Origin of the sequence: Dolosicoccus paucivorans (genome assembly GCF_900100125.1) — a bacterium.
GTDB classification, from domain to species: Bacteria; Bacillota; Bacilli; order Lactobacillales; family Aerococcaceae; genus Dolosicoccus; species Dolosicoccus paucivorans.
Genome location: NZ_FNEL01000073.1, coordinates 1 through 6,972 on the forward strand (window position 1 = coordinate 1; position 6,972 = coordinate 6,972).

Here is a 6,972-nt window from a genome sequence, read left to right on the forward strand (position 1 = left end):
CACGCCCTTATTCGCCTTGGCAGAATGGTAAGGTAGAGCGTAGCCATCGAATTGACGACGAGCGCTTTTACCATCGTCGAACATTTACGTCAGAAGAAGCGTTATTTAAGGCGCATGCGCGTTATATTAACCGAAGTAATAATATCCATCGTAAAGTACTTAACTTTTTGAGTCCAAATGAAGTCGTGGCCCAATACTTTGAATCACAAAGTGCTTAATTTTTTCTGGGGGACCGCGGTCCCCCAGAACCCCATTCAATTCTATTTATTTTGTACTAGAACTTTAAGTGTGTGTCACATATGTTTGACTACTCTAGAATAGACTATTTTTTTACCGAGTTGCGTATTGACTGAGTAGGCGAATATGGTATACTTATAAAGTATTGTTCAACAAACGAACAAATTTGATTTTATGTTTGGAGGGAAATCAATGCGCGTTAATATTAACCTAGAATGTACAGAGTGTGGCGATCGCAACTACTTAACAACAAAGAATAGACGTAACAACCCAGAGCGTCTAGAAGTTAAAAAATATTGCCCACGTTTAAGAAAAGTTACTTTACATCGTGAAGTTAAAAAATAATGAAATAAAGCAAGTTAACGATTGGGTTAACTTGCTTTTTTAATATCGAACGTAAAGGAGACAAGAATGACTAAGCAATCGATACGACAGGATACGTTAAATGCATTAGATCAAATGCCACAAGCTTTAAGACAGGTTTATGAAGATAATTTACTTCATCAATTGCTAAATAAGATTCAAAGAGAATCTATCAAAACGATCGGGTTCTATTACGGATTTCATCCAGAAATAATGACACCTCACTTTTTTGATACTTTATGGCAAGAAGGGGTTCAAATTTATTTACCGCGAATGCAACCCAAACGTCAGCTGACTTTTCATCTGTATCAAGATCAAGACCCTTTAGATGTTGCTTTTAAAGATCGCGTGTACCAACCTTATAACGAAGCAAAGTCAATTGACCCAAGCCAATTGGACCTTTTAATTGTTCCGGGTGTTGCTTTTAAACTAGACGGGCATCGAATTGGCCATGGGGGTGGTTATTATGATCGTCTATTAGAAAAATCTACCATGCCCACAATCGCTTTAGTCTTTCCTCAACAAGTTTATAAAGCCGATGCGTGGAACGTTCAAGCTCATGATTGTGCAGTTGAGAGTCTGCTGATTGCTAGAAAAGAAAATGAGGAGGATTAAGTCAATGGATTACTTTAAAAAATCTGTTTGGAAAGATGCTCCCTTTGTGACTTACGCATTGCTTAGTATAATTATTGCTTGGTATTTGGCCACGTTACTCATTTTTAAAACAACAGAAACGACCCATGCTTTAGTAAGAATGGGGGCAAAATTTAATCTTTTTATTGTTGAACGTGGTGAGTGGTGGCGTCTGATAACCGCAGGGTTTTTGCATATTGGTTTTCGTCATTTGTTAATGAATGGTATTAGTATTTATTTTATTGGACGTCATTTAGAACAAATTATTGGTCATTGGAACTTCTTTTTAGTTTATATGACTTCGCTGATTGGTGGAAATTTATTTTCTTTTGCTTTTAGTACTAATGTTTCTGCCGGTGCTAGTACGGCGATATTTGGAACCTTTGCTGCGTATATTATATTAGCTTATCTGAATCCAGGAAACCTTTACTTAGAACGTTACGCCCGTACGTTTGGCACACTGCTTATTTTTAATATTATTTTTGGACTGACTAGTGTGGGAGTAGATAATTGGGGCCATATTGGCGGAGCGGTATATGGTGGTTTAATAATGGCTTTAATCGATTTTATTCATTTGAAAAATAATAAGTTAATATGGACAATAATCGGTATAATAGTTATAATAACGCTTACATTATTTGTATTAGGCATTCGATTAACACACTTAGGAGGATAATAATGAATAAATACGTAGTAGGAATAGATTTGGGAGGAACATCTGCTAAATTAGCTTTTGTAACGCCAGAAGGGGTTATTGAGCATCAATGGTCTCTGCCAACCAATACGTCCGATGAAGGTCGTTATATTGTTTCTGAGATTATTGAAAGTATCCAAAAAGAAATAAAGCATCAAGAGATAACTCAAGATCAATTAATAGGAATTGGAATGGGATCTCCTGGAGCTATTAATATAGATGAAGGATCTGTGATTGGCGCCTATAACTTAGGATGGTCCCAAAGACAATACGTCAAAGATCAGTTCCAAAAAGCTTTCGATTTACCCTTTGCGATTGATAATGATGCAAACGTCGCTGCTTTAGGTGAGCAGTGGCAAGGTGCAGGGGATAATCAAGATAACGTCGTAATGATCACTCTAGGAACCGGCGTAGGTGGCGGAATCGTTAACGAAGGAAAGCTAGTTCATGGTGAAGGAGCTGCAGGAGAGATAGGACATTTAACCGTCGATCGTTATTATAATTTTTCGTGTACTTGTGGTAAAAAAGGTTGCGTAGAAACGTTAGCTTCCGCAACAGGGATTGTAAATATTGCTAAAGAACTTGCGTCACTATTTGAAGGCGAGAGCTCTTTAAAAGATCAATTAAATGACGAAACGGCGACAGTTGATGCAAAGGTAATTGTTGATGCAGCTAAAGAGTCGGATCCTTTAGGAGTAGAAGTCATGAAAGAAGTAGGGTACTTTTTAGGTTTAACTTGTTCTCACGTGGCGACCTTAGTAAACCCTTCAGAAATTGTCCTAGGTGGCGGGGTATCTCATGCGGGGCAATATTTACTTGATTTAATTCAACCTTATTTTGAAGAAATGACTTTCCCTCAAGTAATTGAAACAACCAAAATTTCCTTAGCTGAGTTAGGAAATGACGCAGGGGTTTTAGGGGCTAGCAAAATAATCTTACAACAAATTAACTTATAGAAAGGAATTGTTATGCAGTTACTTATTACTTTATTAGTAATTATTGCCGCAGTTTTAATTGGTTATGGTTTATTTTACTTATATATTTATACTATCCGTAAAAAATCAGCTAACTTTATCACTGCAGATGAGATGAAAAAAGATTTAAGAAGAGTTCAATTGATTGATGTTCGCGAACAACCAGAATTTGATGCAAAGCATATTTTAGGAGCACGCAATATTCCTGCTTCTCAGTTCAAACATCGTTTTAGCGAAATTAGACGAGATCAAAAAATTTATTTATATGATGAAACGACAGTCAGCGCAGCCCGTGCAGCAAACATTTTAAGAAAAAATGGTTATCAAGAAATTTACATCCTCGATGGTGGCATTGAAGAGTGGGATGGACGCACAAAATCTAATATTTAAAAAAACGATGATGTACTGACTTTGCATCAATACATCATCGTTTTTTACTGAGAAATATTACGACATAATTGTTTCAATGACTGACCATAGAACCATTCCTATGGACGTTAAAATAACTAACACCATGATAATGGAGAAAATACGAATGACTTTTTCCATGCGAGTTAGTTTCTTTGTAGGTTGCATTTTATACATCTTATCACCTCATCTAGATATATTGTATTTTATCTAAGAAAGTGAATAGATGCAATGAATGTTTTCTTAAAGCTAGTCCTAATTGTTAAAATCTGATAAACTAAAGATAGCATTTGTATCAATAATAACAAATAGAATAAAGAAAAGGAGCATAACGAATGAATGAATCAAATAAAAAACCACGTGTGTTGATTATTGAAGATGAAAAAAACTTAGCACGTTTCGTAGAGTTAGAATTACAACACGAAGGGTATGAAACAAAATCTTTCTACGACGGTCGTAGTGGATTAGAAAGCGCTTTAAATGAAGATTGGGATGTCATTTTACTTGATTTGATGTTACCAAAACTTAACGGACTCGAGGTGTGTCGTCGTATTCGTCCTGTAAAGGATACACCAATTATTATGATGACTGCTCGTGACTCTGTCATTGACCGAGTTTCCGGTTTGGATCAAGGTGCTGATGATTACATTGTTAAACCTTTCGCAATTGAAGAGCTGTTAGCTCGTTTACGCGCATTATTTAGACGAATTAACATTGAAGAAGAACATCGCATGATGCAACAACCTACGGTACGCTACCGTGACTTAGTTATCGAAAAAGACAATCGTATTGTTCGCCGTGGTGATGAAGTGATTGATTTGACTAAACGAGAATATGAACTACTCTTATTTTTAATGGAAAATATTAATATGGTGATGTCTCGTGAAGTTCTTTTAGAAAAAGTATGGGGCTATACAGCTGAAGTAGAAACGAATGTGGTCGATGTTTATATTCGTTACTTAAGAAATAAAATTGATGTGCCTGAAAAAGATAGTTACATTCAAACTGTACGCGGAACAGGCTATGTAATGAGAACTTAACATGTCACTGCATTGGTTTAAGAAAATAAAAGAGCCCTTATCTCTTCGCTGGAAGTGGAGTATTATTCTTTTTCTTTGTTTTAGTGGATTAACCATTCTTTCAGCGGTGAGCTATACTTACTACACCATCCATCAACAACAACTGTTATACCAAAAACGTAACGAACAATTAGTTCAAGACGTAAATAGCTATCTATCTTCTTTTGGTTTAACCGTTGAACGTGAAATCATTGCTGCTAATCGATCGGATCATTTAGACCGCTCGATGAATGCTCATCACTTTGATCATTTAAGAACGCTGTTAGAGCCTTCAGATGCGCGGATAAACTTATATACAGTTGATGGAAGAACCGTTTATCAAACGATTAGTAAACGATTACCGGAATTACAAGAATCTTCTGAATTACTATATAATGAAGAAATTGATGGGTGGATTAATCATCAAAACATTTATGGTCGCGAATCAGGGAATAGGGTAGGAAGTTTTACTTTATATATTCCATCCTTTCGCTCATTTTATGATTTAAAGCCGTTACTTTGGTTATCGTTACTATTTATGTTACTTTCTTTACCTTTAGCGATTTTAATTTCTCATGTCTTCTTGAAACCTTTGACTTATTTAAACGATGTATTAGATTTAATCGAAGAAGAGAATTTATCGCAAATTCGTATGCGTCAACCCTCTAATGATGATGAGTGGAGTGATTTAAACGTTCACATTAACCGCTTATTGGATCGGATTGATCTTTATGTGCGAAATCAAAAACAATTCGTGGAAGATGTGTCCCATGAATTAAGAACGCCCGTTGCGATCGTAGAGGGACATTTAAAGCTATTAACTCGTTGGGGTAAGGATGATCCGGAGATATTAGAAGAATCCATTGATGCATCTTTACAAGAAATGTTAAGAATGAAAGTTTTAATTCAAGAAATGTTAGATCTTTCAAGAGCTGACCACGTTGACGTTGATTATAAAGATGAAGTGACAGAAATATATACAACAACTGCTCAAGTGTTTTCTAACTTTAAAATGTTGCACCCTGAATTTGAATTTTATTTCGATTCAGAAAATGCTAATCATGAACTGTTTGTTCGCATGTTTAGAAATCACTATGAACAAATTTTGATTATTTTAATGGATAATGCGGTGAAATATAGTCTAGACCGCAAAGAAGTTCATATTGCTCTTAGTTCGTCATTTACCCATGTAGAAATTGCCATTCAAGATTTTGGTGAAGGAATGACAGAAGAAGACAAAGAGCGAGTATTTAGTCGCTTCTACCGTGTTGATAAGGCAAGGTCACGAGAAAAAGGTGGTACTGGATTGGGATTAAGTATTGCTAAACAGTTAGTCGAAACTTATAAAGGGCATATTCGAGTCGAAAGCTCTTTAGGACACGGCTCAATCTTTTATATCGAACTGCCTTTAATTACAGACGAAGAGCAGATCAAACAAAGTAAAGAGAAAGTCCTTCAACAACACGACCAACTTTATGAATAGAAAATAGGCAACTGCTTCCATCAAAGAAAGTAGTTGCCTATTTATTTTTAATTATTTTTGGCGTCTATTTTGTAAACCTTCGTTACGACGACGTTTTTTTGTTGGAATGATTCGGTCCGGTTGTGGTGATGGTGTGACATCTTTACGGTGGACAGAAGGAAGTTCATCTTTTAATAAATCATGATGTTTTGCCTCTTCATCAATCATTTCTTGAATACGTGGACGAACGATTTGGTTGACGTATAATTGTTGAAGTAACATAACAACTGCGCCTGTTAAGAAATAAATACCTAAACCAGCTGAAGTTGTTAAAGTAATCCAACCAAGCATTAATGGGTTCATTAAAAGCATTGTCTTACTTGTTTGTTGTGCTGCTGGGTTAGATGACTGAGGCATATTCCGTTGCATTAACCAAGCTTGTAAAAATGAAACACCCACTACTAAAATAAAGATTAAGTAACTCTTTTGACCAAGTTGAATATTGAAAAAGGTTGCTTGTTTAATTTGTTCAGATGAACGAATAGCCGCATAAACAGCAGCGATAATTGGCATTTGGATAAGTAAAGGTAAACAACCTCCTAATCCACCTAACATATTAATATTATATTTTTTGTAAACAGCCATTTTTTCATTATTAAGACGAATCTTTTCATTTTGATCATCTGTTTCCGCAATTAACTTATCAATCGCATCAATTTCCGGTTGGGCAATTTGCATGCGTGATTGACTAATCATTGAATCCTTAGTCATTTTAATTGAAGAAGGAAGCATTAAAAGTCTTGTAATAATTGTAACGATGATGATCGCGATGCCATAACTTCCTCCAAAAAGGTTAGCTAAAAAATCTAATAAATTGGATGTAGGCTTTCCAATGTATTCATAAACCCATCCAGAAGGATTTCCTGCAGCGTCATAAGACACACAGCCTGTCGCAATTAATGCAACCATTACCAAAAGAAATAGCATCATGAGTTTCTTTTGATTTTTTTGAGATATTACCATAATTCACACTCCACTAAATTTAATCTACGTTTAAATATAGCGAACTTTGCGCTAAAAAACAATACAACTAATGGATGATTTTAAAAGTCGTATCTAGAGTAGTCAAACATATGTGACACA

The 6,972-nt window shown here is 35.5% G+C and carries 9 protein-coding genes and 1 pseudogene; 8 read left to right on the forward strand and 2 right to left on the reverse strand.

From position 1 onward, the window contains the following. The 6 genes and pseudogenes from BLR79_RS08170 to BLR79_RS08195 form a co-directional block, all read left to right on the forward strand. A pseudogene (locus BLR79_RS08170) lies at positions 1-218 on the forward strand (integrase core domain-containing protein); the annotation flags it as partial. A gap of 211 nt (positions 219-429) precedes the next feature. Then, the gene (gene rpmG / locus BLR79_RS08175; protein WP_092086850.1) at positions 430-582 is read left to right on the forward strand and encodes a 50S ribosomal protein L33; all 153 of its coding nucleotides are present in this window, start codon (positions 430-432) and stop codon (positions 580-582) included. 66 nt (positions 583-648) lie between these two features. Further along, positions 649-1,215, forward strand: coding sequence for a 5-formyltetrahydrofolate cyclo-ligase (locus BLR79_RS08180; RefSeq protein WP_092086853.1), 567 nt, complete (start codon positions 649-651; stop codon positions 1,213-1,215). 4 nt (positions 1,216-1,219) lie between these two features. Further along, entirely contained in the window at positions 1,220-1,909 is a 690-nt protein-coding gene (locus tag BLR79_RS08185) for a rhomboid family intramembrane serine protease (RefSeq protein WP_159427635.1), read from the forward strand. Positions 1,910-1,911: 2 nt separating this feature from the next. Beyond that, positions 1,912-2,883, forward strand: a complete 972-nt coding sequence (locus BLR79_RS08190; RefSeq protein WP_092086858.1) for an ROK family glucokinase — start codon at positions 1,912-1,914, stop codon at positions 2,881-2,883. 12 nt (positions 2,884-2,895) lie between these two features. Continuing rightward, positions 2,896-3,291 carry a rhodanese-like domain-containing protein gene (locus tag BLR79_RS08195; RefSeq protein WP_092086861.1) on the forward strand — a complete coding sequence of 132 codons (396 nt, stop codon included), beginning with the start codon at positions 2,896-2,898 and terminating at the stop codon, positions 3,289-3,291. A gap of 57 nt (positions 3,292-3,348) precedes the next feature. On the opposite strand, the gene BLR79_RS09085 is transcribed toward BLR79_RS08195, so the two are convergent. Then, positions 3,349-3,486: a hypothetical protein gene (locus BLR79_RS09085; protein ID WP_159427636.1), complete on the reverse strand. Its 138-nt coding sequence runs from the start codon at positions 3,484-3,486 to the stop codon at positions 3,349-3,351. A 158-nt stretch (positions 3,487-3,644) separates the two neighbouring features. On the opposite strand from BLR79_RS09085, the gene BLR79_RS08200 reads away from it, so the two are divergent. Then, complete coding sequence (locus BLR79_RS08200) at positions 3,645-4,349, forward strand: response regulator transcription factor (protein ID WP_092086864.1); 705 nt, start codon at positions 3,645-3,647, stop codon at positions 4,347-4,349. 1 nt (position 4,350) lies between these two features. Further along, a complete protein-coding gene (locus tag BLR79_RS08205; protein WP_092086867.1) occupies positions 4,351-5,850 on the forward strand; it encodes a sensor histidine kinase in 1,500 nt (499 codons plus the stop codon). A 51-nt stretch (positions 5,851-5,901) separates the two neighbouring features. On the opposite strand, the gene yidC is transcribed toward BLR79_RS08205, so the two are convergent. Next, the gene (yidC, locus tag BLR79_RS08210; protein WP_234970876.1) at positions 5,902-6,798 is read right to left on the reverse strand and encodes a membrane protein insertase YidC; all 897 of its coding nucleotides are present in this window, start codon (positions 6,796-6,798) and stop codon (positions 5,902-5,904) included. Between the last annotated feature and the right edge of the window lie 174 nt (positions 6,799-6,972).

Coding starts and splice junctions, on each gene's coding strand:
- BLR79_RS08195 (WP_092086861.1), top strand. CDS start 2,896: ATGCAGTTACTTATTACTTTATTAGTAATTATTGCCGCAGTTTTAATT.
- rpmG (WP_092086850.1), top strand. CDS start 430: ATGCGCGTTAATATTAACCTAGAATGTACAGAGTGTGGCGATCGCAAC.
- BLR79_RS08185 (WP_159427635.1), top strand. CDS start 1,220: ATGGATTACTTTAAAAAATCTGTTTGGAAAGATGCTCCCTTTGTGACT.
- BLR79_RS08205 (WP_092086867.1), top strand. CDS start 4,351: ATGTCACTGCATTGGTTTAAGAAAATAAAAGAGCCCTTATCTCTTCGC.
- yidC (WP_234970876.1), bottom strand. CDS start 6,798: ATGGTTGCATTAATTGCGACAGGCTGTGTGTCTTATGACGCTGCAGGA.
- BLR79_RS08190 (WP_092086858.1), top strand. CDS start 1,912: ATGAATAAATACGTAGTAGGAATAGATTTGGGAGGAACATCTGCTAAA.
- BLR79_RS08200 (WP_092086864.1), top strand. CDS start 3,645: ATGAATGAATCAAATAAAAAACCACGTGTGTTGATTATTGAAGATGAA.
- BLR79_RS09085 (WP_159427636.1), bottom strand. CDS start 3,486: ATGTATAAAATGCAACCTACAAAGAAACTAACTCGCATGGAAAAAGTC.
- BLR79_RS08180 (WP_092086853.1), top strand. CDS start 649: ATGACTAAGCAATCGATACGACAGGATACGTTAAATGCATTAGATCAA.